23 protein-coding genes are annotated in these 24,870 nt (G+C 57.9%); 13 read left to right on the forward strand and 10 right to left on the reverse strand.

Translation table 11 applies throughout. The features are described from left to right. Positions 1–89 precede the first annotated feature (89 nt). Positions 90–494, reverse strand: a complete 405-nt coding sequence (locus AUC60_RS20480; RefSeq protein WP_087271883.1) for an RNA-binding S4 domain-containing protein — start codon at positions 492–494, stop codon at positions 90–92. A gap of 117 nt (positions 495–611) precedes the next feature. Between AUC60_RS20480 and rimA the strand changes: the two genes are divergently transcribed. From rimA to rimK, 3 genes are read left to right on the forward strand one after another with little or no spacing between them, the layout of a single operon-like run. Next, positions 612–1,394 (forward strand): S6 modification regulatory phosphodiesterase RimA, encoded by a 783-nt coding sequence (gene rimA, locus AUC60_RS20485; RefSeq protein WP_087271885.1) that lies wholly within the window; start codon positions 612–614, stop codon positions 1,392–1,394. A 16-nt stretch (positions 1,395–1,410) separates the two neighbouring features. Next, a complete protein-coding gene (gene rimB, locus AUC60_RS20490) occupies positions 1,411–1,893 on the forward strand; it encodes a retropepsin-like aspartic endopeptidase RimB (protein WP_027899917.1) in 483 nt (160 codons plus the stop codon). Further along, positions 1,890–2,795, forward strand: coding sequence for a 30S ribosomal protein S6--L-glutamate ligase (gene rimK, locus AUC60_RS20495; RefSeq protein ID WP_020293260.1), 906 nt, complete (start codon positions 1,890–1,892; stop codon positions 2,793–2,795). The genes rimB and rimK overlap by 4 nt, the downstream gene beginning before the upstream one ends. 198 nt (positions 2,796–2,993) lie before the next feature. On the opposite strand, the gene AUC60_RS20500 is transcribed toward rimK, so the two are convergent. Then, a complete protein-coding gene (locus tag AUC60_RS20500; protein ID WP_087271888.1) occupies positions 2,994–4,316 on the reverse strand; it encodes an ATP-binding protein in 1,323 nt (440 codons plus the stop codon). 167 nt (positions 4,317–4,483) lie between these two features. Then, the gene (gene ompR / locus AUC60_RS20505; protein ID WP_027902703.1) at positions 4,484–5,224 is read right to left on the reverse strand and encodes an osmolarity response regulator transcription factor OmpR; all 741 of its coding nucleotides are present in this window, start codon (positions 5,222–5,224) and stop codon (positions 4,484–4,486) included. A gap of 292 nt (positions 5,225–5,516) precedes the next feature. Between ompR and AUC60_RS20510 the strand changes: the two genes are divergently transcribed. From AUC60_RS20510 to gshA, 3 genes are all read left to right on the forward strand, one after another. Further along, positions 5,517–7,844 carry a Tex family protein gene (locus tag AUC60_RS20510; protein WP_087271891.1) on the forward strand — a complete coding sequence of 776 codons (2,328 nt, stop codon included), beginning with the start codon at positions 5,517–5,519 and terminating at the stop codon, positions 7,842–7,844. Beyond that, positions 7,844–8,227 carry a PaaI family thioesterase gene (locus AUC60_RS20515; RefSeq protein ID WP_087271894.1) on the forward strand — a complete coding sequence of 128 codons (384 nt, stop codon included), beginning with the start codon at positions 7,844–7,846 and terminating at the stop codon, positions 8,225–8,227. The genes AUC60_RS20510 and AUC60_RS20515 overlap by 1 nt, the downstream gene beginning before the upstream one ends. A 197-nt stretch (positions 8,228–8,424) precedes the next feature. Next, positions 8,425–10,014, forward strand: coding sequence for a glutamate--cysteine ligase (gshA, locus tag AUC60_RS20520; protein WP_087271897.1), 1,590 nt, complete (start codon positions 8,425–8,427; stop codon positions 10,012–10,014). A gap of 136 nt (positions 10,015–10,150) precedes the next feature. On the opposite strand, the gene argA is transcribed toward gshA, so the two are convergent. Together argA and argE are read right to left on the reverse strand one after the other, a co-directional pair. Further along, positions 10,151–11,455: an amino-acid N-acetyltransferase gene (gene argA, locus AUC60_RS20525; protein WP_087271900.1), complete on the reverse strand. Its 1,305-nt coding sequence runs from the start codon at positions 11,453–11,455 to the stop codon at positions 10,151–10,153. 125 nt (positions 11,456–11,580) lie between these two features. After that, entirely contained in the window at positions 11,581–12,729 is a 1,149-nt protein-coding gene (gene argE, locus AUC60_RS20530) for an acetylornithine deacetylase (RefSeq protein WP_087271903.1), read from the reverse strand. A 337-nt stretch (positions 12,730–13,066) separates the two neighbouring features. On the opposite strand from argE, the gene AUC60_RS20535 reads away from it, so the two are divergent. Beyond that, positions 13,067–14,434 carry a CYTH domain-containing protein gene (locus tag AUC60_RS20535; protein WP_087271906.1) on the forward strand — a complete coding sequence of 456 codons (1,368 nt, stop codon included), beginning with the start codon at positions 13,067–13,069 and terminating at the stop codon, positions 14,432–14,434. A gap of 138 nt (positions 14,435–14,572) precedes the next feature. Here the strand turns inward: AUC60_RS20535 and AUC60_RS20540 are convergent, their stop codons facing one another. From AUC60_RS20540 to AUC60_RS20555, 4 genes are read right to left on the reverse strand one after another with little or no spacing between them, the layout of a single operon-like run. Continuing rightward, a complete protein-coding gene (locus AUC60_RS20540) occupies positions 14,573–15,310 on the reverse strand; it encodes an amino acid ABC transporter ATP-binding protein (protein WP_027902696.1) in 738 nt (245 codons plus the stop codon). Continuing rightward, on the reverse strand, positions 15,297–15,947 hold the full coding sequence (locus tag AUC60_RS20545) for an amino acid ABC transporter permease (RefSeq protein ID WP_193441876.1): 651 nt from the start codon (positions 15,945–15,947) through the stop codon (positions 15,297–15,299). The genes AUC60_RS20540 and AUC60_RS20545 overlap by 14 nt, the downstream gene beginning before the upstream one ends. Next, the gene (locus AUC60_RS20550; protein ID WP_087271912.1) at positions 15,944–16,609 is read right to left on the reverse strand and encodes an amino acid ABC transporter permease; all 666 of its coding nucleotides are present in this window, start codon (positions 16,607–16,609) and stop codon (positions 15,944–15,946) included. Before AUC60_RS20550 ends, AUC60_RS20545 begins: the two co-directional genes overlap by 4 nt. A 29-nt stretch (positions 16,610–16,638) precedes the next feature. Then, positions 16,639–17,424, reverse strand: coding sequence for a transporter substrate-binding domain-containing protein (locus AUC60_RS20555; RefSeq protein ID WP_087271915.1), 786 nt, complete (start codon positions 17,422–17,424; stop codon positions 16,639–16,641). 252 nt (positions 17,425–17,676) lie between these two features. On the opposite strand from AUC60_RS20555, the gene AUC60_RS20560 reads away from it, so the two are divergent. The 5 genes from AUC60_RS20560 to AUC60_RS20580 all read left to right on the forward strand — a co-directional run bounded on the left by AUC60_RS20560 (position 17,677) and on the right by AUC60_RS20580 (position 23,336). After that, entirely contained in the window at positions 17,677–18,381 is a 705-nt protein-coding gene (locus AUC60_RS20560) for a FadR/GntR family transcriptional regulator (protein WP_087271918.1), read from the forward strand. A 281-nt stretch (positions 18,382–18,662) separates the two neighbouring features. Continuing rightward, entirely contained in the window at positions 18,663–18,992 is a 330-nt protein-coding gene (gene trxA / locus AUC60_RS20565) for a thioredoxin TrxA (RefSeq protein WP_005792406.1), read from the forward strand. A gap of 230 nt (positions 18,993–19,222) precedes the next feature. Then, positions 19,223–20,482, forward strand: a complete 1,260-nt coding sequence (rho, locus tag AUC60_RS20570) for a transcription termination factor Rho (RefSeq protein WP_024689162.1) — start codon at positions 19,223–19,225, stop codon at positions 20,480–20,482. Between the two features lie 419 nt (positions 20,483–20,901). Continuing rightward, positions 20,902–22,368, forward strand: coding sequence for a 4-hydroxy-3-polyprenylbenzoate decarboxylase (gene ubiD, locus AUC60_RS20575; RefSeq protein WP_087271921.1), 1,467 nt, complete (start codon positions 20,902–20,904; stop codon positions 22,366–22,368). After that, positions 22,368–23,336 (forward strand): CDP-6-deoxy-delta-3,4-glucoseen reductase, encoded by a 969-nt coding sequence (locus AUC60_RS20580; RefSeq protein ID WP_087271924.1) that lies wholly within the window; start codon positions 22,368–22,370, stop codon positions 23,334–23,336. The genes ubiD and AUC60_RS20580 overlap by 1 nt, the downstream gene beginning before the upstream one ends. Positions 23,337–23,347: 11 nt before the next feature. Here AUC60_RS20580 and AUC60_RS20585 read toward each other — a convergent pair whose 3' ends face one another. Next, on the reverse strand, positions 23,348–23,842 hold the full coding sequence (locus AUC60_RS20585) for a sn-glycerol-3-phosphate transporter (RefSeq protein WP_087271927.1): 495 nt from the start codon (positions 23,840–23,842) through the stop codon (positions 23,348–23,350). Positions 23,843–24,184: 342 nt separating this feature from the next. On the opposite strand from AUC60_RS20585, the gene AUC60_RS20590 reads away from it, so the two are divergent. Then, positions 24,185–24,859, forward strand: a complete 675-nt coding sequence (locus AUC60_RS20590) for a gamma-glutamylcyclotransferase (RefSeq protein WP_087271930.1) — start codon at positions 24,185–24,187, stop codon at positions 24,857–24,859. The last annotated feature ends 11 nt before the right edge of the window (positions 24,860–24,870 follow it).

Genomic DNA, 24,870 nt, shown 5'->3' on the forward strand with positions numbered 1-24,870 from the left:
GGATCTACGCCATTCGCAGCACCGGCGTCTCGTCACTAGAAATACCGCTCTTCTGGCTAAAGCTGGTCCTACGGATTCGCGAGGTTCACTTATTCGCGCACCGCTCCACGAAAATCGAACAGTTGCCGACGCTGCTTCTTGGTCGGCTTGCCGTCGGTAGTCACCCCCAGATTCCCGGCCTTGCGTTGTGCGGCTTCGTTTTCACGTTTGGTAATACTCTCGGGCGTCTCGCTGTAAAGCGCTTGGGCCTCCGGCGCGCCGCGGCGGACAATCGACAGGGCCTCAACAACGACCGTACGCTCATCGAAGCCTGTACGAATCTGAAACTGATCACCGATGCGCGGTTCTTTGCCCGGCTTGCAACGCTCGCCACGGCAGTGCACCTTACCGCTTTCAATAGCCGTTTTTGCCAAGGCGCGAGTCTTGTAGAAGCGGGCCGCCCATAGCCATTTATCCAGGCGGACTTTATCGTCTTCCTCTGACTTTTGAGCCATATGAATTCCTCAATCAGGTCGTAGTCAGACTGTACTACGGCACGCACCGCGTGCTGCAAGCGTTTGCGACGATCTGCAACCCTGGCTCTTTCCAAAACCCTATTCATGGAACGTGATATGACTGAGTTTCCCCCGTCATTGACCTCACCCGCCAGCGGCTGCGACGGTTGCAGAAACAGCCCCGATCTGGACTTCTCTTTCGCCTTTGCCTATCAGCCTATCGTTGACCTGCGCGACCAGTCGGTTTTTGCGCACGAAGCACTGGTGCGTGGCATCAATGGCGAAGGTGCGTTTTCGGTCTTGAATCAGGTAACTGACAAGAACCGCTATCGCTTCGATCAATTGTGCCGGACCCACGCCATTGCAGGGGCTGCTACGTTGCAGATGCAAGAGCGGCTTTCGATCAACTTCCTGCCCAATGCGGTTTATCGACCTGAGTTGTGCATCCGCAGCACGCTTGAGGCTGCGCGCCGGCATGACTTTCCGCTGGACCGGCTGATCTTTGAGACGATCGAAAGTGAGCACGTCGATAACAATCGCCACCTCACCAATATTCTGCGTGAATACCGCCAATTCGGTTTCATGACGGCCATCGATGATTTCGGCGCTGGATACTCGGGCCTGACCTTACTCGCTGACTTTCAGCCGGACCTGATAAAACTCGACATGCAATTAATCAGAGATATTCACCGCGACCGGCCGCGTCAGGCTATCGTTCGTGGGGTTGTCACAATGTGTGCGGAGTTGGGGGTTACAGTCATTGCCGAAGGCATCGAATGTGCCGAGGAGCGTGACTTTCTCGCGGACTGCGGGATTTACCTGATGCAAGGTTACTGGTTCGCCAGACCTGCATTCAAAGCATTGGCCCAGATCGATTCAGGGGTCTGGCAGAAAGCATAAGAAGTACGGAAATTCATTGAAAACATTTGATCATCTGACAGTCATCGGCCTGCGTGAGTGGGTGGCGCTGCCCGACCTTGGGGTCGCGGGCCTGCGGGCGAAAATCGATACCGGCGCGAGCACCTCAAGCCTGCACGCTACCGAGATCGAACCTTTCGAACGCGATGGCCAAAAGTGGGTCCGTTTCAACGCCCATCTGGGCACAGTGGTCCAGTTGCGCCATCGCCGTTGCGAAGCGCTGCTGGTCGCCATGAAAACCATTAAGAGCTCCAACGGTCACGCGCAGGTCCGCTACGTCATTCGCACCACCCTGGCTTTGGGTGATCGCGTCTGGCCTGTGGAATTCACGCTGGCCTGCCGCAAAGCAATGCGCTATCGCTTGCTGCTCGGCTCCAACGCTTTGATCGATGGCCAACTGGTCGTCAATCCAGGCATTACTTATGTTCAGGACAAACCGGTCTTTCCGGTCTCGACTACCTCTGCCACAGGTGCTGCATGAAGATCGCTGTGCTTTCGCGTAACCCGCGTTTGTATTCAACCCGTCGTCTGGTCGAAGCTGGTATTGAACGTGGCCATGAGATGGTGGTGATCGACACCCTGCGTGCCTACATGAATATCGCCAGCCACAAGCCGCAGATCCACTATCGCGGCAAACCGTTGGAAGGCTTCGATGCAGTGATCCCGCGCATCGGCGCTTCAGTGACTTTTTACGGCTGCGCGGTATTGCGTCAGTTTGAAATGATGGGCGTTTTCCCGCTCAACGAATCAGTCGCCATCGCTCGTTCGCGGGACAAACTGCGCTCGCTGCAATTGCTCTCGCGGCGCGGGATCGGGTTGCCGGTGACAGGCTTTGCTCACTCACCGGACGATATCCCTGACCTGATCCAGATGGTCAACGGCGCACCGCTGGTGATCAAGGTACTTGAAGGCACACAGGGTATTGGCGTGGTGCTGTGCGAAACGGCCACAGCGGCTGAGTCGGTGATCGAGGCCTTCATGGGCCTCAAGCAGGACATCATGGTTCAGGAGTACATCAAGGAAGCGGGTGGTGCGGATATCCGCTGCTTCGTGGTCGGTGACAAGGTTATTGCGTCGATGAAGCGCCAGGCCAAACCCGGCGAATTCCGCTCCAACCTGCACCGTGGCGGCAGCGCCAGCCTGATCAAGATCACCCCCGAAGAGCGCATGACCGCTATCCGCGCCGCCAAGGTCATGGGCCTGAGCGTCGCCGGTGTCGACATCCTGCGTTCCAATCACGGCCCGCTCGTGATGGAGGTCAATTCTTCACCGGGGCTGGAAGGCATCGAAGTAACTACCAGCAAAGACGTGGCCGGGATGATCATTGAGTATCTGGAGAAGAACAGCGGACCGCATATGACGCGGACCAAAGGGAAGGGTTAACGCAGGTCTTTTGCTGCCCAGTGGGAGCTGGAATCACTGATGACGTGGGACCGGCTTCAGCCGGGAAGAGGCCGGTGCAGACACTGAATCTTCATCTGCCGAAATACCGCCTTCCCGGCTAAAGCCGGTCCCACGTCGTCAATCAGCTTGCGGACAAATATGGAATCTCCAACAGGAGACAGGTTGAGTTGGCCGTTTTTAAACCGCCCCTCTCGGCAGCATCAGCCCCAACGGCAAGCGCACACGCGCTTCCAGCCCACCGCCCGAGCGATTGCGCAATTCAACATTGCCACCGTGCATCGCTGCAATCCGCTTGACGATCGCCAACCCCAGCCCCGTGCCCTTGCCACTTCTGGCACGATCACCACGGATGAACGGATTGAAGATCACTTCAAGCTCCGACGGGTCAATCCCGATTCCACGGTCCAGAACGCTCAGGACCACGTAAGGCGCACTGGTGTCGCCGGACACATAAGCCGCAACCTCAATCCCATTGCCTGCGTGGTGCATGGCATTGCCAATCAGGTTGGTGAGCAATCGCTTCATTGAAACCCGTCGCAACGGGAATGGCGGAATCGGCTCAAGACACAGACGTATCTGCTCTTCAGGATTCTCCGGATTGTTGAATGGGGCAACCACATCACGCACCAGCTCACTGAGGTCTACCTCTTCGATTTCTTCGTCACGGCCGTCACGAATGAACGCCAGAAACTGATCGAGAATGGCATCCATGTCTTCAATGTCGCGGACCATGCCTTCAGTGAGCTCGTTTTCGCCCTTCATCAACTCCAGTGACAAACGCAAGCGGGTCAATGGTGTTCGCAGGTCATGGGAAACACCCGCGAGCATCAACTCTCGTTCTTGCCCTGCCTGCTCGACGTCCTCGGCCATCTGGTTGAACGCGCGATATACCTCAGTCATTTCACTGGGCGTATCGCTGACCGGCAGACGCACGCTGCGCCCCTGCCCTAATTGCCTGGCGGCGAACACCAAACGCTTGAGAGGCTGATTGAGTTGCCGGACGAAGATCCACGCCGAGGCGGTGGATAACAAACCGATTGCAAGGAACCAGCCCAGCACGCTCCAGATTTTCTGGCCGCGAAGCGGGTGCGGATACAACGGCACTTTCAACCAGCCATCGCCCAGACTCGGAGCCCGAACCCACAACGCAGGTGGCGCATGCACGCGCAAGCGCACTTCAGTGTCCGCACCCAGTTCGGCCTGCATCTGGCGCTGATAGATTTCGCTGTAGGGCCAATGCTGCTCACCTTCCGGAACGCCGCCGCCCACCACACGGATCAGGCCTGCCGCATCGGCAATCGCCTCCCGGTCATTCTCGTTGGCCGCCCAATAGGCGCGCAGGGTTAGCGCGACACCGTGGCTGTATTGCCTGTCGACGAGCACGTCCTCGTTCATCAGCAGATAAACCAGGGTCAGCGCCTTGGAGAACAGCACGACGATGAGCACCAGCCACAGGGTGCGGGAGAAGAAGCTTTGCGGGAACCAGAGCGGGGTTTTCATAGTTGCAGCTATACACTTTGCAGGAGCGAGCCAGGCTCGCAGGTTTGCTAAACGCGAACGACAACCCGACGCCAGATCAGCGAAAACCAAAACGTCGATAGCCCTGTTCGGGGCTATCGACGTGACTGGCAATCACCACAGCGGGCTGTGCTCCTAAAAGCGCTCGATTATCGTGTACCCGCACCGTCCGGAACGAATACATAACCAACACCCCAGACCGTTTGAATGTAGCGCGGCTTGGAAGGATCCGGCTCGATCAGGCGACGCAGACGGGAAATCTGTACGTCGATAGAGCGCTCCAGCGCATCCCATTCACGGCCACGAGCCAGGTTCATCAGCTTGTCGCGGGTCAGCGGCTCGCGCGCATGCATCACCAGCGCCTTGAGTACCGCAAACTCGCCTGTGGTGAGCATGTGTACTTCATCGCCACGCTTGAGTTCGCGAGTGGCCAGGGACAACTCGTAATCACCAAAGGTGACTGACTCGTCTTCACTGCCTGGTGCGCCCGGTACCGGAGCGGCCTGACGGCGCAATACAGCTTTGACTCGCGCCATCAGCTCATCAGGGTTGAATGGCTTGGCCAGGTAATCGTCAGCGCCCAGTTCGAGGCCTTTGATGCGGCTCAGCTCATCGCCCTTGGCGGTCAGCATGATGATCGGCACTTGATTATTAGCGGCCCGCAGACGACGGCAGGCTGACAGCCCGTCTTCGCCCGGCAGCATCAGGTCAAGCACGACAAGATTGAAAACTTCGCGGGCCAGCAAGCGATCCATTTGCTCAACGTTGGCCACAGCACGGGCACGATAACCCTTGCTGGTGAAAAAACGTTCTAACAGGCTGCTCAAACCCGGATCGTCATCAACAATAAGGATTTTTTCGCCTTCGGCAGTTTGTGCAGTGCTGCTCATTCAGATGCTCCTTTGATCTCGGGGCGCATTATGGCGTAGCTGCTGTGATACGCACCGTGTGCATTGTTAGCAGATTTTACCGGGGCTGCCACTCAAGCCTTGCTTCTCCTGAGCAAAAACAGCGCTTTTGTCGGCTCATCCCCTAATCGGGCTGTGCTGGGTATAATGCGCCGCCCTCAAAGTCAGGCAACGCCTGAACATGGCCGTTCGACAGTATTCTTGCGAAAGTAGGTCTGCGCAGCTCGCGACCACTTTGTAATCAGGTATTTTGCTCACAACTCCAGGTGGTCTCATGGACAGCATCAACAGCCGCATCGCCGAAGAACTCGGCGTACGCCCACAACAGGTCGCAGCGGCCGTCGCCCTACTGGATGAAGGCTCTACCGTGCCTTTCATTTCCCGTTACCGCAAAGAAGTGACCGGCAGCCTCGATGACACGCAACTGCGTCATCTTGAAGAGCGCCTGCGCTACCTGCGCGAACTCGACGAGCGCCGCATCAGCATCCTTGCCAGCATCGAAGAGCAAGGCAAGCTGACTCCGGAGCTGGCCCGTGATATCAAGCTGGCCGACACCAAGACCCGCCTCGAAGATTTGTACCTGCCTTATAAGCAAAAACGCCGCACCAAAGGCCAGATCGCGCTGGAAGCAGGCCTTGGCGAATTGGCAGACGGTCTGTTCAACGACCCTGCTTTGAGTCCGGAAGCCGAAGCCGCACGTTTTGTAGATGCCGAAAAAGGCGTTGCCGACGTGAAGGCTGCGCTGGAAGGTGCCAAATACATCCTCATGGAGCGCTTCGCCGAAGACGCCACCCTGCTGGACAAGCTGCGCAGCTTCCTCAAACAGGAAGCCGTGATCAGTGCTCGCGTAGTGCCCGGCAAAGAAGAAGAAGGTGCCAAGTTCCGCGATTACTTCGAACACGACGAGCCACTGAAAAGCATGCCGTCGCACCGCGCCCTGGCTATTTTCCGTGGTCGCAACGAAGGCTTCCTCAGCTCGGCGCTGAAAGTCGGTGAAGAACTGCCCGGCACCCTGCATCCATGCGAGCTGATGATCGGCGAGCGTTTTGGTCTGCAAAACCAGAACCGTCCGGCTGACAAGTGGCTGGCCGAAGTCGTGCGCTGGACCTGGAAGGTCAAGCTTTACAGCCACCTGGAAACCGACTTGCTAGGCGAATTGCGCGATGGCGCGGAAACCGAAGCGATCAACGTGTTCGCCCATAACCTGCATGACCTGCTGCTGGCCGCACCGGCTGGCCCGCGCGCCACGCTGGGCCTGGACCCGGGCCTGCGCACCGGTTGCAAGGTCGCCGTGGTCGATTCCACCGGCAAGCTGCTGGATTACGCCACGGTTTACCCGCACGTTCCGAAAAACCAGTGGGATCAAACCATCGCTGTGCTGGCTGCGCTCTGCGCCAAGCACGCTGTTGATCTGATCGCCATCGGCAACGGCACCGCCAGCCGCGAAACCGACAAGCTGGCCGCCGAACTGATCAAAAAATACCCAGGTCTGAAAATGACCAAGGTCATGGTCTCCGAAGCGGGCGCCTCGGTTTATTCCGCCTCGGAACTGGCCGCCAAGGAATTCCCGGATCTGGACGTGTCGATCCGTGGCGCGGTTTCTATCGCCCGTCGCCTGCAAGACCCGCTGGCTGAGCTGGTGAAGATTGACCCGAAATCCATTGGTGTCGGTCAGTACCAGCACGACGTGTCGCAGCTCAAATTGGCGCGAGGTCTGGACGCTGTGGTGGAAGACTGCGTAAACGCCGTGGGCGTGGACGTGAACACTGCATCGGTGGCCCTGCTGGCACGGATTTCCGGCCTCAATACCACACTGGCGCAGAATATCGTGGCGCACCGCGATGAAAACGGCGCATTCAAATCTCGTGCAGCGCTGAAAAAAGTCCCGCGCTTGGGCGAAAAAACCTTCGAACAGGCTGCAGGCTTCCTGCGCGTCATGAACGGCGATAACCCGCTGGACTCGTCGGCTGTTCACCCGGAAGCCTATCCGCTGGTGAAGCGTATCGCGTCCGAAACAGACCGGGATATCCGTTCGCTGATCGGCGACGCCAGCTTCCTCAAGCGCCTGGACCCGAAAAAATACACTGACGAGACCTTCGGTCTGCCAACCGTCACTGACATTCTGCAAGAGCTTGAGAAGCCGGGCCGCGACCCGCGTCCAGAGTTCAAGACTGCCGAGTTCCAGGAAGGCGTCGAAGACCTCAAGGACCTGGTACCAGGCATGATGCTTGAAGGTGTTGTGACCAACGTCACCAACTTCGGCGCTTTCGTTGATATCGGCGTGCATCAGGACGGTCTGGTGCATATCTCGGCGCTGTCCGAGAAGTTCATCAAGGACCCGCGTGAAGCGGTCAAAGCCGGTGACGTGGTCAAGGTCAAAGTCATGGAAGTCGACATCCCTCGCAAGCGCGTTGGCTTGTCGATGCGCATGAGCGACACACCGGGCGAGAAAATCGACGGTGCTCGTGGTTCACGCCCAGGCTCTGCCCCGCGCCAGCAGCAGAGCAGCGTCCCACGCAAGGAAACCGCAACAGCAGCAGCCCCGGCCAACAACGCGATGGCTTCGCTGTTCGCCAACGCCAAACAGTTGAAGAAGCGCTGATGGACGTTCCGGCAGGCTTTACGGAAAGCCCGTACTTCCGGGCCATAGGCTGCCAGTTACGCCGTTTGGACGTGGGCGTTGCCGAAGTGGCCTTGCCGCTGGAAGACCACCTGCGCAATCGCGGAAATATGATGCACGGCGGGGCGATTTTCAGCCTCGTCGACATCGCCATGGGGCTGGCTTGTTCCAGCTCCCACGGTTTCGATCAGCGCAGCGTGACCATCGAATGCAAAATCAATTACATGCGTGGAGTTTCTGAAGGCGAAGTGCTGTGTATCGCCAAAGTGCTGCACGCGGGCCGTCGCACGCTGGTGGTTGAAGCTGAAGTGCTTCAGGGCGAGAAACTTGTCGCCAAAGCACAAGGCACGTTCGCTGTCGTCTAGTACAGACAGGCCAAATTGAGGTAATTTCGGCGCTATTGAATAAGCGTCGGAATTTTCCATGCGCGCTGTGGCCAGAAAGAGCTATCGATAATGGCGTCGCAGAACCAAACCAGGCGACATCGCCAGTTAATCCTCACCCTTGTACACCGTCACATCCACCCCCATATTGGGGCGACTGACGCGTGAAGGAATCCAACTTGAGCGAACTTCTCAACCGCCGCCTGGCTTTGCTTAGCGAGCGCACTAACCTCTCCCTGCTGGAGCAGTGCCTGCACGGTATTGAGCGCGAATGCCTGCGTGTAACCGGCGATGCCCAACTGGCGCAGACGCCGCATCCGCAAGCCTTGGGCGCGGCTTTGACCCATGGCCAGATCACCACAGACTATTCAGAATCATTACTGGAGTTCATCACTCCGGCGCTGGCCAACCCGGTCGAAACACTGGACAGCCTGGATAAAATCCACCGTTTTGCTTACACCAAGTTGGGTAACGAGCTCCTCTGGAGCCCGTCGATGCCGTGTCCGCTGCCGGATGAAAAAGATATTCCGATTGCCTATTACGGCACGTCGAATATCGGCAAGCTCAAGTACGTCTACCGCAAAGGCCTGGCCCTGCGTTATGGCAAAACCATGCAATGCATTGCGGGTATCCATTACAACTTCTCGCTGCCGGAAAGCGTCTGGCCGCTGCTCAAGCAAACCGAAAGTTTCGAAGGCGATGCTCGCGACTACCAATCGCATGCTTACATCGGCCTGATCCGAAACTTCCGTCGCTACAGCTGGCTGCTGATGTACCTGTTCGGCGCTTCACCAGCGCTGGATGCAGGCTTCTTGCGCGGCCGTGCCCATAAGCTTGAACAGTTCGACGCTGACACGCTGTATCTGCCTTATGCGACCAGCCTGCGCATGAGCGACCTTGGCTATCAGAGCAACGCCCAAGCGGACCTGACGCCTTGCTACAACGATCTGATCAGCTACACCGACAGCCTGCGCAAAGCGGTGGCCACGCCGTACGCTCCGTATGTCGAAGTGGGCACACATAATGCCGAAGGTGAGTGGGTTCAGCTCAACACCAATGTCTTGCAGATCGAGAACGAGTACTACTCCAACATTCGCCCCAAGCGAGTGACCTACTCGGGCGAGCGTCCGATCCAGGCCCTGATGGCACGAGGCGTGCAGTACGTTGAAGTTCGCTGCCTGGACATCAACCCGTTCCTGCCAACCGGCATCGACTTGCAGCAAGCCCGTTTCGTCGACGCCTTCGTGCTGTACTGCGCCCTGCAGGAAAGCCCGCAACTGACCAATAACGAATGCCGTAACGCTGCGTCGAACTTCCTGACGGTGGTCAAGGAAGGACGTCGCCCAGGCCTGGAGCTCAACCGCAACGACGGCACCATCGACCTGAAGGCATGGGCCACCGAGCTGTTGGAAAAGATCAAGCCTATCGCGCAATTGCTGGATCAGGCGCAAGGCACTGACGAGCACGTCAAATCCATCGCGGCGCAGCAAGCCAAGGTCGATGACGCATCCCTGACCCCATCGGCGAAAGTGCTGGCGAGCATGAAGCAGCACAACGAGGGGTTTACCGCATTCTCGCTGCGTCAAAGCCGTGCGCACGGTGAATACTTCCGCAGCAACCCGTTGAGCGCCGAAGAGCAGGCGCACTTCGAAGAGCTGGCCACCACCTCGATTGCCGAACAGGCAGAGCTGGAGCAAACCGAAGAACCGGTGGATTTCGATACCTTCGTCGGTGCGTATCAGGCGAGTATTTTGCGGATTAGTAACTGAGCCGGAAGCACGATTATCTGTAGGAGCTCACGAGCAACGCGAGGCAGCGATAGCGGTTTACCTGAAACACCCCTATGCTACCTCGCGTTGCTCGTGAGCTCCTACAGAATCGGTGTTTGCCGCAACGATCCGGCTTTTACAACGCCTTCTCGAAAATCTTCGAATTACGCTGGAAGTTATACAGCGATGCACGGGCAGCAGGCAGGCGATCAACGCTGCTTGGCTCGAAGCCACGCTCGCGGAACCAGTGCGCCGTGCGCGTGGTAAGCACAAACAGGGTTTTCAAACCTTGTTCGCGAGCACGGGTTTCGATGCGCTCAAGCAACTCGTCACCGCGGCCGCCATGGCGGTATTCAGGGTTGACCGCCAGGCAGGCCAATTCTCCGGCTTGCGAATCCACAATCGGATACAACGCCGCACAGGCGATGATCAAACCTTCGCGCTCGACCACGCTGAACTGCTCGATCTCACGTTCCAGCACTTCACGTGAACGACGCACCAGAATGCCCTGCTCTTCCAGCGGCGTAATCAGATCCATCAAGCCGCCGACGTCTTCAATGGCGGCTTCGCGCACCAGCTCGAATTGCTCCTGCGCCACCAGCGTACCGCCACCGTCACGGGTAAACAGCTCGGTGAGCAGCGCGCCGTCTTCCGCGTAGCTGACGATATGGCTACGGCCCACACCGCCTCGGCATGCTTCAGCGGCAGCATCCAGCAACTCGGCCTGATAGTTGTAGTTGCTGCCCAGACGCAAGATATGCGCAGGCACTTGCTGCGGACGCAGCTCACGCACCAGCCGGCCCTGCTCGTCCATCAAGCCGCGCTCCTCGCCGAACAGCAGCAACTTGTCGGCACCCAGATCGATAGCGGTTCGGGTAGCGACGTCTTCGCAGGCAATGTTGAAAATTTCACCAGTTGGCGAGTAACCGATTGGCGACAACAGCACGATGTGGCGCTCGTCCAGCAGGCGATTGATCCCCTTGCGGTCGATCCGGCGCACTTCACCGGTGTGCTGGTAGTCCACGCCTTCAAGCACGCCGATGGGCCGTGCGGTGACGAGGTTGCCGCTGGTGACCCGCAGGCGCGAGCCCTGCATCGGCGAGGCGGCCATGTCCATGGACAGACGCGCCTCGATGTCGAGACGCAAATGACCGACCGCGTCGATGACGCAGTCCAGCGTTGCAGCATCAGTCACGCGCAGGTTGCGGTGATATTGCGGCGTCAGACCGCGAGCAGCCAGGCGGCTTTCGATCTGCGGACGCGAGCCATGAACCAGCACCAGACGCACGCCGAGGCTGTGAAGCAGCACCAGGTCGTGGACGATATTGCCGAAGTTCGGGTGTTCAACGCCATCGCCGGGCAGCATGACGACAAAGGTACGTTCCCGGTGAGCGTTGATATAAGGCGAAGCGTGGCGAAGCCAATTGACGTATTCGTGCATAACCTGAAGAGCCTGCTGATAAAAGGACGAAAGACAGAAACACTCACAACCGTGTGGTGGTTATCGTCGGAACAAGCATGGCTGCACGCGCACTCTCCTTATTTTTAATTCAGGCATGAGCCGATTCATTTCGGGCTCAGGCAATAATGTTCAATCAGTTGGCTTAACAGACGCACTGTAGGCTGCAAACGTGACATTTCAAGATACTCACCCGGCTGATGCGCGCAGGCAATATCACCGGGGCCCAATACCAGCGTTTCGCACCCCAGACGCTGAAAATAAGCGGCTTCGGTACCAAATGCTACCGCTTCGGCGCGATGCCCTGTAAGACGTTCGGCAACACGCACCAGTTCCGCATCGGCCGCCTGCTCGAACGGCGGAGCCTCAGGAAACAACGGCGCGTAATCAATTTTTACCTGATGCAGTTCGGCCAGCGGCTCCAGCTTCTGACGGATCGCGGCGCGCAGTACAGTCGGATCCATGCCTGGCAGCGGGCGCAGGTCGAATTCCAATGAACACTGACCGCAAATCCGGTTCGGGTTATCCCCGCCGTGGATGCATCCGAAATTCAGGGTTGGCGTCGGCACGCTGAACTGCGGATTGCGGTACTCAAGCTGCCACTGCTTGCGCAAGCCCTTGAGCTCGCTGATTGCATCGTGCATGGCTTCCAGAGCGCTGTGTCCCAGGCTTGGATCTGAGGAGTGACCGCTGCGTCCGAGAATATCGATGCGCTCCATCATCACGCCTTTATGCAAACGAATCGGCTTGAGGCCCGTGGGCTCACCGATAACGGCCGCACGACCTAAAGGCCGCCCCGCCTCGGCCAACGCACGAGCGCCTGCCATGGAGCTTTCCTCGTCACAGGTCGCCAGGATCAACAGCGGCTGCTTGAACGGCTTATCCAGCAACGGCTGCACGGCTTCGATAATCAACGCGAAGAAGCCTTTCATGTCACAACTGCCCAGCCCGACCCAGCGGTTGTCGACTTCGGTCAGCTTCAGCGGATCAGTTTTCCACAGGGCCTCATCGAACGGCACCGTGTCGCTGTGCCCGGCCAATACCAGCCCGCCAGGACCACTGCCGAAACTGGCCAGCAAGTTGAACTTGCCCGGCGAAACCTGCTGGATATCACACGCAAAACCCAGATCGCCCAGCCAACCGGCCAGCAAATCAATCACCGCACGGTTGGACTGATCCAGTGAAGGCTGGGTGCAGCTCACCGAAGGGGCGGCAATCAACGCGGCGAATTGGTCTTTCATGGACGGCAAGGGCATGTGCGTTTCCTTTAACGGGAGAGCTTGCCGACCATCATAGGGGTATCGGGCGGTGGGAATAAACCGTTAAGGGCGGTTTGCCAGACATCTCACAGCGGCGGAGAAACGCAGAACCTGTTGGAGCGGTGCTTGCCCGCGATAAGGACGACGCGGATTATCTGACATACCGCGCCGCTATGATCGCGGGCAAGCACCGCTCCCACAGGGATGGCATTCCAGCCAACGGGATTTGATCCAGCCTGTTTAAGACCCATGTCCTGTACACTGCCCACCCTAAGTAGCCACGCAACAACCGGCTGCACCCCGTTTATCAGTAAAAGCGTCTGGATTCCCGGCCATGCAGAAAGAAACAGAAATCAAACTCCGCGTCAGCCGCGAAACCCTCGCTGCACTGCGCGATCACCCGTTGCTGAAAAAGCGTAACAAGAGCGGCTGGGAGAGCGTGGAGCTGTCCAATCAGTATTTCGATACGCCAGAGCGCGACCTGGCCAACGCCAAGGTTGCCCTGCGCGTGCGCCGTGATGGCGACCAGATCATCCAGACCATGAAGACTCGCGGCCAAAGCGTGGCCGGATTCTCCGAGCGCAACGAGTTCAACTGGGACCTGCCCAAGGCCAAGCTGGACCTGAAGAAGCTCGACGGCGAATGCTGGCCTGAGCAATTGGCCGATCTGGACAAGAAAACCATCAAGCCGCTATTCACCACCGATTTCGTCCGTGAGCGTGCAGAAATCGCCTGGGGCCGCGGTAAAACCAAGGTTGTGATCGAAGCAGCACTGGATCTCGGTCATGTAGTGGCGGGCAAGCAGAAGGAAGAAATCTGCGAGCTGGAGCTGGAATTACGCGAAGGCGACCCGTCCGCACTGCTGGAGTTGGCCGCTGAACTGGCGGTGACCCTGCCGCTGATGCCGTGCGATATCAGCAAAGCCGAGCGCGGCTATCGCCTGCTGGACGCCAACAGCTATTCGCTGACGCTGCCTGCTCCGCAGTTCCAGGCCGAAATGCCACTGGATGATGCTTACGCTGCTCTGGCCTTGCATTTGTTGGGCAGCAGCCAGCGTCTGGCCGAGCAATACCGTTTCAACGGCCACTGGCGCTTGCTTCAGGACTGGGTTGCGTTGCTGGCGGAATTGCGCGCACTGACCGGCAGCCTCGGCCAGGCCGCACCACGCAGCACCAGCAGCGAACTGCGTTTGTCGCTAGATGCCTTGCTGGAAGACTGGCGTCCGCTGGTTCAAGCAGGCCAGGAAGATGAGGATGTGCGTGGCGCAGCTCACGAGCAGTTTCTTGAAGAGCTTCAGGACCCGCGCTGGGGCCTGTTCTCGCTGAGCACTTCGCGCTGGTTGCTCGCACGCAGCTGGACAGTGGAACGTAATAACCGCGGCAATCGCCAAGGCGCCGCGCAACTGGATAGCTGGCTGCCGCGTTTTCTGGCCGATGAAGCCACGGCTTTGCAACTGGGTCGTTATCAGCAGCAGCCGGAAGATCTGGCCGAGCAACTGCCGCGTATCGAGCGCATTCAGGCCTGGCTGCACCACGCCCGTGGTGCGCTGGATCTGCCGGAGCTGGATCGTCTATACGGGGAGCTGAACAAGCTGGTGCATCTGGCTGAGCAGCCGATAAGCGATGAAGTGCTGGATGCTCGCGTGCAACAGACCATCGTCGTGTTCCAGAGCCGTGCGTGGAAGACGTTGCTGCGGTTTTAAGCAACGCTGATTACTGTGGGAGCCAGGCTTGCTCGCGATAAGACTGGACGCGATTCACTCTAGATCGCGCCTGGCCTTATCGCGGGCAAGCCCGGCTCCTACAAGAGATTACTTTTCAAATTTAGTTGTATGGGCCTCTTAAGCCCCCTGCTCCACCGACCCGATAAAATTCGCCAGCTCTGGCGTTCTCGGGTTGGCGAACAGGATCTTCGGATCGCCCACTTCATGCACCTTGCCTTGGTGCATGAACACCAGTTTGTCGCCCACTTCACGGGCGAAGCGCATTTCGTGGGTCACCATGATCAGCGTCATGCCGTCTTTTGCCAGTTGGCGCACCACGCTGAGCACTTCGTTGACCAACTCCGGGTCCAACGCCGAGGTGATTTCATCGCAGAGCAATACCTTCGGCGACATCGCCAGCGCACGAGCAATCGCCACGCGCTGCTGCTGACCACCTGAAAGCCGATCAGGGAAGGCATCGAACTTCTCACCCAGCCCGACACGTTCAAGCATCTCTTTGGCAATCTTCCTGGCTTCAGCTTTCGAAACCTTCTTCACCACCTGTGGTGCCAGCATTACGTTCTCGCCAACACTCAGGTGCGGGAACAGGTTGAACTGCTGGAAGACCATGCCGACTTTCTGCCGCAACGAGCGCAGGTCTGCGCGGGCGGCATCCAGGTACTCGCCATCGACTTCGATAACGCCGTCGTTGATCGACTCCAACCCGTTCAACGTACGCAGCAGCGTACTTTTGCCCGAACCGCTACGGCCGATGATCGCAACAACCTGACCCTCTTCAACGGTCAGGTCGATGCCTTTGAGGACGTGATGGTCGCCGTAATATTTATGCAGCGCGGAAATTCTAAGCAGAGGCATGCAGTCTCCTTTCCAGGTAACGGGCACTGAGGGACAGGGGATAGCAGAGCATGAAGTAGCCCAGAGCGACGAAGCCATACACCATGAAGGGCTGGAACGTAGCGTTGGCGAGCATGCCGCCGGTTTTGGTCAATTCGGTAAAACCAATAATCGAGGTCACTGCGGTGCCTTTGACGACTTGCACCGAGAACCCGACTGTAGGCGCAACGGCAATGCGCAGCGCCTGGGGCAGAATTACATAACGCAGTTGCTCCAGTGGCGTCATTGCCAGACTGGCAGACGCTTCCCACTGGCCATTGGCGATCGACTCGACGCAACCGCGCCAGATCTCAGCCAGGTAAGCACTGGTAAACAGCGTGAGGGCCAACGCTGCAGCGGCCCATGGAGAAATATCAACGCCCAGCAAAGCCACACCGAAGAACACCAGGAACAGCTGCATCAGCAGCGGCGTACCCTGAAACAGTTCGATGTAAACCTTGGCGATAACGCGTGGCGCATTGAGCTTGGCGATGCGCATACACATGACCAGCAAACCGATCACGCCGCCGCCGATGAACGCCACCAACGACAGGGCCAGGGTCCACTGCAGGCCGGTGAGCAAGTTACGCACAACATCCCAGAGGGTGAAATCCATCAGCTTTTCCTCGAAATGTAGCGACGACCAATCCAGGCCAGAAGCTGGCGAACCATCAGTGCCATAAAGAGGTAGATCAGCGTCGTGACGATGTACGTCTCGAAAGCCCGAAAATTACGCGACTGAATGAAGTTGGCGAAGAAGCTCAACTCCTCGGTAGCGATCTGTGAACAGACCGCCGAACCGAGCATCACGATAATGATCTGGCTGCTCAATGCCGGCCAGACTTTACCCAATGCGGGAATCAGCACGACGTAGCGGAACGCCTCGAAGCGCGTCATCGCCAATGCGGCAGCGGCTTCCAGCTGGCCTTTGGGAATCGCCTGGATGCCTGCACGGATAATTTCCGTCGAGTAAGCGCCCAGGTTGATCACCATGGCCAGAATCGCCGCCTGCCATTCGGAAATCTGCAGGCCCAGAGACGGCAGCCCGAAGAAGATGAAGAACAACTGCACCAGGAACGGCGTGTTGCGTATCAGCTCGACATAGACCCCAAAAATCGCCGAGAACGGCTGAATCTTCCAGGCCCGCACGATGGCGCCGATGATGCCCAGGCCGACCCCGAGCAACGTGCCAATGGCGGTCAACTCCAGGGTAAACAAAGCCCCGCGCAGAAGCAGATCGGCATTCTGCATGACCGGTGCAAAGTCAAAGTTGTAAGCCATTGGCAGCCTCCGAAATCAGTAAACAGTTATCAGAGGTCAGCGGGCAGAGGCTGCTTGAGCCAGGTCTGGGAGTTCTTCTCCAGTGCGCCATCTTTCTTGGCGGCATCAATGATTTCATTGACCTTGGCCAGCAGCGCGCCCTGATCCTTGTTGACACCCACATACACCGGGGAATCCTTGAGTTTCACTTTCAGCTCAGGGATGCGCTTCGGGTTCTTCTCACTGATCGCGACCATTACCACGTTGCCGCTGGCGATCAGGTCAGTCTGGCCAGCCAGATAAGCCGCAATAGTGGAGTTGTTGTCTTCAAAGCGCTTGATGGTCGCTTCTTTCGGCGCAACAGCGGTCAGCTCGATATCTTCGATAGCGCCGCGGGTGACGCTGATGGTCTTGCCTTTGAGATCGTCCAGACCTTTGATCGACGCCTCAGGTGGACCGAACACCGCCAGGTAGAAAGGCGCGTAGGCCTTGGAGAAGTCGATGACTTTCTCACGATCAGGGTTCTTGCCGAGGCTGGAGATCACCAGATCCACCTTGCCAGTGGTCAGGTACGGAATGCGGTTGGTGCTGTTGACCGGCGTCAGCTCCAGTTTGACCTTGAGCTGGTCAGCGATCAGCTTCGCGGTGTCGATGTCCAGGCCACGGGGCTTCATATCCGGACCTACCGAGCCAAACGGCGGGAAGTCCTGTGGCACGGCAACTTTCAACGTGCCGCGTTTCACGACGTCGTCCAGACCATCGGCGTGGGCAGGTGCCTGGCTGAGCATGAGGCTGGCAAACAGGGCAGTAAGCAGAGCGCTGTAACGCTTGGTCATAGGAAGACTCCGTGAAGGACGACAGATGTTTGTCCGCAACCTCAGTGCACAGCCCATGCCATCCGTTCATACGCAGCCATAAACCAAGGCTTTGCGCTGAATTTCGGTCTTACTGGTCTGACCAGTCAAACCATTCTACGCCCTGCTTTGGCGCGCCAGAGAGCCCGGCCGCCCTAGGCTTGGGCGTCGCTTGCCGAATTGTGAAGATGGTTATAAAAGGGACTTTTCGCGGACTGACTGGCCTGAACAGTGATGCCCTATAGCCCACTTGCCGTACCCGAGTCAGCCTTGAGGGCAATCCGTAAATTGATTGCCGAACAAGGCTATCAGCCCGGCGATAGCCTGCCGTCGCAGCGTGATCTGGCGGCCCTGCTTGGCGTCAGCCGTGCGTCGTTGCGCGAAGCGTTGTCGTCGCTGAGCGCACTTGGCGTGGTCAGCGTACAGCCCGGCAAAGGCGTGTTCGTCCAGGCGATTTCTGAACCAGAAAAGCGCACAGGCGGTTTTTCCTGGCCTTTCGACGCACAGGTTTCACCAGCTGATACGTTTCAACTGCGTTATGCACTGGAAGGCTTTGCTTCAGGGCTGGCGGCCGTGACCTTGACCGCCGACGAGCGCGACGTACTGGAAGACAACGTCGAAGCCATGCGCCTGGAGCTGCGCGCCGGGGATTTCGAGTCGGCGTCACGGCTGGATTTCGAATTCCATCGGCACATTCTGATCGCCAGCGGCAATCAAGCCATGCTCGGCATCATCACTGCCGGTGCCGATATCTTCCTCGAAAGCCAGAAAATGCCTTTTATCCGCCCCTCGCGAGCAATGGAAACCTGGCAGGAACACCGCAAGATCCTCCGCGCCCTGGCCCGCCACGCATCGGGCCCCGCGCAAAAGGCAATGCACGAGCACATTCGTAATGCAGCCCTGCGGACCGGGATTGTTTTCGTTTCGCCAGCGAGCTAGAGCATCTGACGATCTGCAGGAAGCACACATACCTGTAGTAGCTGCCGAAGGCTGCGAAGCATTCATTCTGATACGCCTCCATCGCAGCCTTCGGCAGCTCCTACAGGGATTCATTCCGGGTGAAGTTTCGCGCTGGTTGAAGATCGGCCTTGCTAAAACCCTCCCCCTATAACCAGACTCATGGACCTCTATAGCCAGACTCAATCAAAGCCGACTTCCTGAACGGGGCAAGGCCCGCTATGATGGGCCACGTTTTTTAGCCTACTAACTCGGAGAACTCCATGAGTAGCGACCTTATCAAGCATGTCAGCGACGCCAGCTTTGAAGCCGACGTCCTCAAGGCTGACGGTGCTGTACTAGTTGATTACTGGGCTGAGTGGTGTGGCCCGTGCAAAATGATTGCCCCGGTTCTGGACGAAATCGCCGAAACCTACAAAGGCAAACTGACTATCGCCAAGCTGAACATTGACGAAAATCAGGAAACCCCGGCCAAGCATGGCGTGCGTGGTATCCCGACTCTGATGCTGTTCAAGAACGGCAACGTTGAAGCCACCAAAGTCGGTGCGCTGTCGAAGTCTCAGTTGGCAGCGTTCCTGGACGCCAACATCTGATGCATCAAAGCCCTGCAAATTGCGGGGCTTTTTTTCGGCCTCGATACTAGACGCCTCGAAAATCAAGTGGTACATTCGGCCCCGCAACGGCTTCTCCGTTGCCCCCTGCTAGCCGTCGCCGACGCTCTCCTTTCGATTTAGTACGCGATCCTGTCGCCTTCTCTGCGGCGCGGCCTCATTAAGCCCACAAGCTTAATTTTTCCCCTCCTACATGATTACGTCATTCCCATATGAATCTGACTGAACTCAAGCAAAAGCCGATTACCGATCTGCTCGAAATGGCCGAACAGATGGGCATAGAAAATATGGCCCGTTCGCGCAAGCAGGATGTGATTTTCTCCCTGCTGAAAAAGCACGCCAAAAGCGGCGAGGAAATTTCCGGTGATGGCGTGCTGGAGATCCTCCAGGACGGCTTCGGTTTCCTGCGCTCTGCAGACGCTTCCTATCTCGCCGGCCCAGACGATATCTACGTCTCGCCGAGCCAGATCCGCCGCTTTAACCTGCGCACTGGCGACACCATCGTCGGCAAGATCCGTCCACCGAAAGAAGGCGAACGTTACTTCGCACTGCTCAAGGTCGACACGATCAACTACGACCGTCCGGAAAACGCGAAGAACAAGATCCTCTTCGAAAACCTGACGCCGTTGTTCCCGAACGTGCGCATGAAGATGGAAGCCGGTAACGGTTCCACTGAAGACCTGACCGGCCGCGTAATCGACTTGTGCGCCCCGATCGGTAAAGGTCAGCGCGGCCTGATCGTTGCTCCGCCAAAAGCGGGCAAGACCATCATGCTGCAGAACATCGCGTCGAACATCACGCGTAACAACCCGGAAGTGCACCTGATCGTTCTGCTGATCGATGAGCGTCCTGAAGAAGTAACCGAAATGCAGCGCACCGTGCGCGGCGAAGTGGTTGCCTCGACGTTCGATGAGCCGCCAACCCGCCACGTGCAGGTTGCTGAAATGGTGATCGAGAAGGCCAAGCGCCTGGTTGAACACAAAAAAGACGTGGTGATCCTGCTCGACTCCATCACTCGTCTGGCTCGCGCCTACAACACCGTCATTCCAAGCTCCGGCAAGGTACTGACAGGTGGTGTCGATGCTCACGCCCTGGAGAAACCGAAACGTTTCTTCGGCGCAGCACGGAACATCGAAGAAGGCGGCTCGCTGACCATCATCGCCACCGCTCTGGTTGAAACCGGCTCGAAGATGGACGAAGTGATCTACGAAGAATTCAAAGGCACCGGCAACATGGAGCTGCCTCTGGATCGCAAGATCGCTGAGAAGCGCGTGTTCCCGGCAATCAACATCAACCGTTCCGGTACCCGCCGCGAAGAGTTGTTGACCGCCGATGACGAGCTGCAACGTATGTGGATCCTGCGCAAACTGTTGCACCCGATGGACGAAGTCGCTGCTATCGAGTTCTTGATCGACAAGCTGAAGCAGACCAAGACCAACGACGAGTTCTTCCTGTCGATGAAACGCAAGTAACAGGCAGAACCGCAGCACAAAAAATGGCGCCCTCACCGGCGCCATTTTTTTATTCTGAAATAGCGCTAAATCCCGGCGGGAAGCTTTATGTGTGCCCGCAAGCTGATATGCCGACGTGGGACCGGCTTTAGCCGGGAAGGCGGTATTTCTGCAGATGAATATTAAGCGTCTGTCCCGACCTCTTCCCGGCTGAAGCCGGTCCCACGTCATCATTGATTCCTGTGGGAGCGAGGCTTGCCCGCGATGAGGCTGGACTCGATTCCAGATAAAAACCGCGGAGGTCTTATCGCGGGCAAGCCTCGCTCCCACAGGAATGTATTTCAACAATTGGTATTAGCGACCCAATCCCGATACTTCAAAGCTGCCACGAACTCTAAGAGCAGGTACGATACGAACCTATTTTATCGGTGGCCGGGTTAATGAAATTCAAGGATCTACGGGATTTCGTGCAGCAGCTTGAGCAGCGCGGAGAGTTGAAACGCATTCAAATGCCCATTTCCCCAGTATTGGAAATGACCGAAATCTGCGATCGGACCTTGCGCGCCAAGGGCCCGGCTCTGCTGTTCGAAAAGCCAGTCGGCTTTGATATTCCGGTATTGGGTAATCTGTTCGGCACACCAGAACGCGTTGCCATGGGCATGGGCGCTGAAGAAGTCAGCGAGCTTCGAGAAATCGGCAAGCTGCTGGCATTCCTGAAGGAGCCTGAACCACCCAAGGGCTTGAAAGACGCCTGGTCCAAGCTGCCAATCTTCAAGAAAGTCATCTCCATGGCGCCCAAGGTCGTCAACGACGCGCCTTGCCAGGAAATCGTCATCGAAGGCGATGATGTAGATCTGGGCATGCTGCCGGTCCAGACCTGTTGGCCTGGCGACGTTGGGCCACTGATCACCTGGGGCCTGACCGTCACTCGCGGTCCGAATAAAGAACGCCAGAACCTGGGCATCTACCGCCAGCAGGTCATCGGCCGCAATAAAGTCATCATGCGCTGGTTGAGCCATCGTGGCGGCGCGCTGGACTTCAAGGAATGGTGCATCAAGCATCCCGGTGAACCGTTCCCGGTGTCCGTTGCCTTGGGCGCGGACCCGGCAACCATTCTTGGCGCCGTAACGCCGGTACCGGACAGCCTCTCCGAATATGCTTTCGCAGGTTTGCTGCGCGGTAACCGTACCGAGCTGATCAAGTGCCGGGGCAATAACCTGCAAGTCCCCGCCAGCGCGGAAATCGTTCTGGAAGGCGTCATCCATCCGGGCGAGATGGCCGATGAAGGCCCGTACGGCGACCACACGGGCTATTACAACGAAGTCGACAGCTTCCCGGTATTTACCGTCGAGCGAATCACCCACCGCATCAAGCCGATCTACCACAGCACTTACACCGGCCGTCCACCTGATGAGCCCGCGATTCTCGGCGTCGCATTGAACGAAGTGTTCGTGCCGATCCTCCAAAAGCAGTTCCCGGAAATCACCGACTTCTACCTGCCACCCGAAGGTTGCTCGTACCGGATGGCGGTGGTGACCATGAAGAAGCAGTACCCCGGCCACGCGAAACGCGTGATGCTCGGTGTGTGGTCGTTTTTGCGACAGTTCATGTACACCAAATTCGTTATCGTCACCGACGACGATATCAATGCCCGGGACTGGAACGACGTGATCTGGGCCATTACCACGCGCATGGACCCCAAGCGTGACACGGTAATGATCGAAAACACGCCGATCGATTATCTGGATTTCGCCTCGCCGGTTTCCGGACTGGGTTCAAAAATGGGGCTGGATGCAACGCATAAATGGCCGGGTGAGACCACGCGTGAGTGGGGTCGGGTGATCGTCAAGGACGAAGCCGTTACACGCCGGGTCGACGAAATCTGGAATCAGTTGGGAATAGATTGATGCGCGTAACTTTGCAGCCTTCGGGTGCGGTGCTGGAAACGTTGCCCGGCGAGCGGATTCTCGATGCCGCTCAACGCCTGGGCTATGAATGCCCGCAAAGCTGTCGCAACGGCAACTGCCACGTGTGCTCGGCACTGCTGGTGCAAGGTCGCGTGAAACAGGCCGATGATGAGCTGAGCCACGGCGAGATCTATACCTGCCTTGCAGAGCCACTGGAAGACTGCGAAGTGCTATGGGACGGTGTGCTCGCTCTGGGTGAGTTACCCGTTCGCAGCCTCGCCTGCCAGTTGAGCGAATGCGTGGAAGTTGGTGGTGATGTCTGGCGGGTCGGCTTGCGCGCTCCGGCAGGCAAGCCGCCGCGTTATCACGCCGGCCAGTACTTGATGATCCATAAGGACAGCGGCGAAAAGTCGGCGTTCTCCCTGGCTTCCGCGCCCCACAGCGGTCGTGATCTGGAAATGCACGTACTGGTCCGCGAAGCCAGCGCGCAAAGCCTGATCGAGCAACTGCAACGCGATCAAATGGCCCGCATCGAGCTGCCATTCGGTGACACGCACCTGGCCGATCTGCCCGATGGCCCGCTGGTGCTGATCGCCGCCGGTACCGGTATGGCGCAGATGCACAGCCTGATCGAACACTGCCGCGCCAAAGGCTTCACCCATCCGGTGCACTTGTACTGGGGTGCGCGTCGCCCGGACGACTTCTACGAAATCAAGCATTGGGAAGAATGGAAAAAACTGCCCAATCTGTTTCTGCACAAAGTGGTCAGTGACCTGTGTGGCTGGGAAGGACGTTGCGGCATGCTGCATGAAGCCGTTTGCGAAGACATCGACGACCTGTCGGCAGTCCATGTCTATGCCAGCGGCTCACCAGCCATGATCTACGGTACCCTCGACGCACTGGTCAGCGCCGGGATGGATGCACACCAGATGCGTGCCGACGTATTTGCCTACGCACCGCGCCCCTGATCAGGACGCCGTTAAAAGCGAAACCCTACGTTAAATATCGCAGCGGAGGCTCCCAGCAGGACAGCTTCCGCGACGACCGGCCCGAGGTTGATTCCCACCCCAGGGATGATCACAGGAGCCACGCCGTAGCGATTCAACGGAATCTTGTCGCGGTACTGCCCGCGGTAGCCATGCAGCAGCCCACCGGTGACCTTTAGATACACGGCCGGATAGCGGCTGCTGTTGAAGCGCTTGCCAACATAGCCGTACACGGAACGTTGCGCGAACGAATTGCGGAAAGTCGCGCCACCATAGACCAGTCCTGATGCTTCATTGCGCTCAAGACCGATCAAGTTCTGGCGATTGTTATGCTCCGGCGAGGGCGAAAAATGCCGGGTATACACGCTGGTTTGCACGACCCAAAAACCGGACCCGCTCTCTTCTGCCTGTAAGTCGGCCTTCGCCTGTATTGCCCCGGCGCCCAGCGCTACGAGCAATATTCCGTTGATAGCTACACCCGCTTTCATGCCCAGACCTTTTCGCTTATGACTTTAAGGCTGGGCGTTATACGACTCGCGCGGTTGACTCGGTAAGCGGAAGTCTCCCAATGTTACGTAGGATTCGTCCTTGAATTAAACACGACGGCCGCGCGTCGTTTATCGGGAAATGTTCTGCATTCGCCTGTACACAACTTGCGTGGATTGCTAATTGCATTGTTTTTTTTATTAAATAGATTCAAGTGTTTCACTCGTGAAACGTGATCGCCGAATCATCAGCACGGCGCACACTGTTTTAGCCTGCGTCGCATTGAACGCGTCACTCACACAAGATCCGCTACAACTGGCCACTCACAGGCCAGGGGAGCCCGAATGGAGAATCAAATCAATAGCTTGTCAGCGGCCGTCCACGACGGTCTGGGGCTGACGTACCCGCCCGTTATCGATCTGGGTCCACAACTGACCCGCGAGCAATTGATGCTCTCGATGAAAAAAACCATGCAACTTCACGAAGGTGGGCCCGTCTGGCTGTTTGCTTATGGGTCATTAATCTGGCGCCCCGAGTGCACCGCAGTCGAGCGCCAACGCGGCCGTATTCATGGCTACCATCGCGGTCTGTACCTGTGGTCGCACGAGCACCGGGGCACGCCGGAAATGCCGGGCCTGGTATTCGGCCTGGATCGCGGCGGCTCCTGCAGCGGCTTTGCCTACCGCTTGCCGGAGGAAAATCTTGAAGAATCGCTGCTCGCCCTGTGGCAGCGAGAAATGCCCTTCCCTTCCTACCGCCCACATTGGCTCAACTGCCGCTTGGCAGACGGCCGACGGGTTCAAGCGCTTGGATTTGTGCTCGAGCGACACTTGCCTAGCTACGCGGGCAACCTGCCGGACAGCGTACTCAGTCAGGTACTGGCCAGCGCCAGCGGCCGTTACGGCACCACCCGCGACTACGTCGAGCAAACCGCCAACGCACTGCGCAGCCACGCCATGCCGGATTTGAATCTAGAGGCGCGGTTGAAGCGCTGCGGGGCAGATTGCCAGGTGGTGTAAACCGGTAGGAG

It is taken from the genome of Pseudomonas caspiana, assembly GCF_002158995.1.
GTDB classification, from domain to species: domain Bacteria; phylum Pseudomonadota; class Gammaproteobacteria; order Pseudomonadales; family Pseudomonadaceae; genus Aquipseudomonas; species Aquipseudomonas caspiana.

What these genes read in the sequence shown, in the direction of transcription:
- argE (WP_087271903.1), bottom strand. Translation starts at nt 12,729, where the DNA reads ATGCCCTTGCCGTCCATGAAAGACCAATTCGCCGCGTTGATTGCCGCC.
- rimA (WP_087271885.1), top strand. Translation starts at nt 612, where the DNA reads ATGACTGAGTTTCCCCCGTCATTGACCTCACCCGCCAGCGGCTGCGAC.
- AUC60_RS20560 (WP_087271918.1), top strand. Translation starts at nt 17,677, where the DNA reads ATGCCCTATAGCCCACTTGCCGTACCCGAGTCAGCCTTGAGGGCAATC.
- AUC60_RS20540 (WP_027902696.1), bottom strand. Translation starts at nt 15,310, where the DNA reads ATGCCTCTGCTTAGAATTTCCGCGCTGCATAAATATTACGGCGACCAT.
- argA (WP_087271900.1), bottom strand. Translation starts at nt 11,455, where the DNA reads ATGCACGAATACGTCAATTGGCTTCGCCACGCTTCGCCTTATATCAAC.
- AUC60_RS20580 (WP_087271924.1), top strand. Translation starts at nt 22,368, where the DNA reads ATGCGCGTAACTTTGCAGCCTTCGGGTGCGGTGCTGGAAACGTTGCCC.
- rho (WP_024689162.1), top strand. Translation starts at nt 19,223, where the DNA reads ATGAATCTGACTGAACTCAAGCAAAAGCCGATTACCGATCTGCTCGAA.
- AUC60_RS20550 (WP_087271912.1), bottom strand. Translation starts at nt 16,609, where the DNA reads ATGGCTTACAACTTTGACTTTGCACCGGTCATGCAGAATGCCGATCTG.
- AUC60_RS20510 (WP_087271891.1), top strand. Translation starts at nt 5,517, where the DNA reads ATGGACAGCATCAACAGCCGCATCGCCGAAGAACTCGGCGTACGCCCA.
- trxA (WP_005792406.1), top strand. Translation starts at nt 18,663, where the DNA reads ATGAGTAGCGACCTTATCAAGCATGTCAGCGACGCCAGCTTTGAAGCC.
- AUC60_RS20500 (WP_087271888.1), bottom strand. Translation starts at nt 4,316, where the DNA reads ATGAAAACCCCGCTCTGGTTCCCGCAAAGCTTCTTCTCCCGCACCCTG.
- AUC60_RS20480 (WP_087271883.1), bottom strand. Translation starts at nt 494, where the DNA reads ATGGCTCAAAAGTCAGAGGAAGACGATAAAGTCCGCCTGGATAAATGG.
- ubiD (WP_087271921.1), top strand. Translation starts at nt 20,902, where the DNA reads ATGAAATTCAAGGATCTACGGGATTTCGTGCAGCAGCTTGAGCAGCGC.
- ompR (WP_027902703.1), bottom strand. Translation starts at nt 5,224, where the DNA reads ATGAGCAGCACTGCACAAACTGCCGAAGGCGAAAAAATCCTTATTGTT.
- AUC60_RS20535 (WP_087271906.1), top strand. Translation starts at nt 13,067, where the DNA reads ATGCAGAAAGAAACAGAAATCAAACTCCGCGTCAGCCGCGAAACCCTC.
- AUC60_RS20590 (WP_087271930.1), top strand. Translation starts at nt 24,185, where the DNA reads ATGGAGAATCAAATCAATAGCTTGTCAGCGGCCGTCCACGACGGTCTG.
- AUC60_RS20555 (WP_087271915.1), bottom strand. Translation starts at nt 17,424, where the DNA reads ATGACCAAGCGTTACAGCGCTCTGCTTACTGCCCTGTTTGCCAGCCTC.
- AUC60_RS20515 (WP_087271894.1), top strand. Translation starts at nt 7,844, where the DNA reads ATGGACGTTCCGGCAGGCTTTACGGAAAGCCCGTACTTCCGGGCCATA.
- AUC60_RS20585 (WP_087271927.1), bottom strand. Translation starts at nt 23,842, where the DNA reads ATGAAAGCGGGTGTAGCTATCAACGGAATATTGCTCGTAGCGCTGGGC.
- rimK (WP_020293260.1), top strand. Translation starts at nt 1,890, where the DNA reads ATGAAGATCGCTGTGCTTTCGCGTAACCCGCGTTTGTATTCAACCCGT.